Below are 2,005 nucleotides of genomic sequence, written 5' to 3'. Positions count from 1 at the left end.
AACGTGGTGGCGGATATGCCCAATGCGCCGTTGCCGCCGCTGGGGCCGGACGGCCAGCCCATTGGCCCTGACGCGCTGAGCGCGATTTTCCCCATGTCGCTGATCGAACAGGAGGTGAGCGACCAGCGCTGGATCCCGATTCCCGAGGCGGTGCGCGAGGTGTATCAGCTGTGGCGGCCCTCGCCGCTGTATCGCGCCCACCAGCTGGAGGCGGCGCTGGGGACGCCGGCGAAGATTTACTACAAGTACGAGGGTGTCAGCCCGGCCGGTTCGCACAAGCCCAATACCGCCGTGGCCCAGGCCTATTACAACCGCGAGGCGGGCATTCGCCGCCTGGCCACCGAGACCGGTGCCGGCCAGTGGGGCTCGTCGCTGGCGCTGGTGGGCCAGAAGTTCGGCATCGAGGTGCGGGTCTACATGGTGAAGGTCAGCTACGAACAGAAACCGTTTCGCCGCTCGATGATGCAGACCTGGGGCGCCGAGGTGTTGCCCAGCCCCACTGACCAGACCGAGTCGGGGCGCCAGATCCTGGCCCAGGATCCGGACTCGCCCGGCTCGCTGGGCATCGCCATCTCCGAGGCGGTGGAAGAGGCGGCCTCGCGGGATGACACCAACTACGCACTGGGCTCGGTGCTTAACCACGTGCTGTTGCACCAGACCGTGATCGGCCTGGAAGCCAAGAAACAGTTCGAGAAGGCCGGTGACTATCCGGATATGGTGTTCGCGCCCTGTGGCGGGGGTTCCAACTTCGGCGGCGCGGCATTCCCGTTTTTCGCCGACAAGGCGGCCGGCAAGGCCGTGCGGCTGGTGGCGGTGGAGCCGGCCTCCTGCCCGACCCTGACCCGCGGCCACTATGCCTACGACTTCGGCGACTCCATCGGCCACACGCCGCTGATGAAGATGTACACCCTGGGCCACGACTTCGTGCCGCCGGGCATCCACGCCGGCGGGCTGCGCTATCACGGCGACTCGGCGCTGGTCTCGCAACTCTATAATGAAGGGCTGATCGAGGCGGTGGCGGTGCCGCAGCTGGCGACCTTCGAGGCCGGGGTCCAGTTCGCCCGCGCCGAGGGGATCATCCCCGCGCCCGAGTCCAATCACGCCATCCGCGCGGTGATCGACGAGGCCAATCGTTGCAAGGAGAGCGGCGAAGCCAAGACCCTGTTCTTCAACCTCTCCGGTCACGGTCATTTCGACATGGGCTCCTACGACAAGTACTTCAGCGGCGAGCTGGAGGACTTCGAGTACCCGGCCGAGGCCATCGACGCGGCGTTGCACCACCTGCCGAAAGTCGGCTGAGCGTCGAGCCCGGTTGACAGCGGAACGATAACGGCCTGTTTTACAGGCCGTTTTTCGTTGGGAGGGGATGCCGGGTTTGGCTGGCATTCGCGTCCGGGATGATCTAATCTTACGTTAACGTTAGATTTAACCGACGCAAAGGAGACAAGACCATGCAACTGGCCGATATCATGATCCATGTGAACGAAACCCTGCCCGCCGCCGAACGGGGCTCGCTGGAAGATCAGCTGCGCGAGGTCGAGGGGGTGATTGCGCCGCGCTTCAGCGAGGACAAACCGCATCTGCTGCTGGTCAGCTATGATGCCGAGGTGGCCGATACCGCCCGCCTGCTCGGGCAGGTCGAGGCCGGCGGTTATACCGCGCAACTGGTCGGGATGTAACCCAACAGCCCGGATCGGACGATGGACGAGAGCTATAAAATCGGGGAACTGGCCCGTCAGCTGGGCACCACGGTGCGTACGATTCGTTATTACGAAGAGGCGGGTCTGTTAACCCCGCTGCGTAGCGCCGGCGGGACCCGGTTGTATAACGCGCTGCATCTGGCCCGTCTGCAGGCGATCCTCGAACTGGCCGAGCAGGGCTTCAGCCTGGACGCGATCCGGGATCTGGCGCAAACCCGCGAACAGTGCCGCACGGGCGATGAGGGCAGTCAACGCGTGCCGGAGCGTCTGGGTGAAGTGATTGCTCACATCAATCACCAGCTCGA

General features: G+C 64.7%; 3 protein-coding genes. All 3 read left to right on the top strand.

Annotated elements, in window-relative coordinates; genetic code table 11:
- On the top strand, positions 1 to 1,299 hold a 1,299-nt coding region (locus RI563_RS13300), incomplete at its 5' end, for a TrpB-like pyridoxal phosphate-dependent enzyme (protein ID WP_310694864.1).
- A 152-nt stretch (positions 1,300 to 1,451) separates the two neighbouring features.
- Positions 1,452 to 1,679, top strand: a complete 228-nt coding sequence (locus tag RI563_RS13295; protein ID WP_310694863.1) for an ATP-binding protein — start codon at positions 1,452 to 1,454, stop codon at positions 1,677 to 1,679.
- Between the two features lie 21 nt (positions 1,680 to 1,700).
- Positions 1,701 to 2,005 (top strand): MerR family transcriptional regulator (locus RI563_RS13290; RefSeq protein WP_310694862.1); only part of this gene is annotated, 305 nt, incomplete at its 3' end.

The sequence above is a fragment of the Thiohalophilus sp. genome (assembly GCF_031581315.1).
In the GTDB taxonomy this organism is placed as follows: Bacteria; Pseudomonadota; Gammaproteobacteria; order UBA6429; family Thiohalophilaceae; genus Thiohalophilus.
Note: the sequence above shows the minus strand (reverse complement) of the source record. Positions and strands in the feature narration are given on the sequence as shown.

Bases quoted from the DNA above. Each gene is read 5' to 3' on its own strand.
- RI563_RS13295 (WP_310694863.1), top strand. From the start codon at position 1,452: ATGCAACTGGCCGATATCATGATCCATGTGAACGAAACCCTGCCCGCC.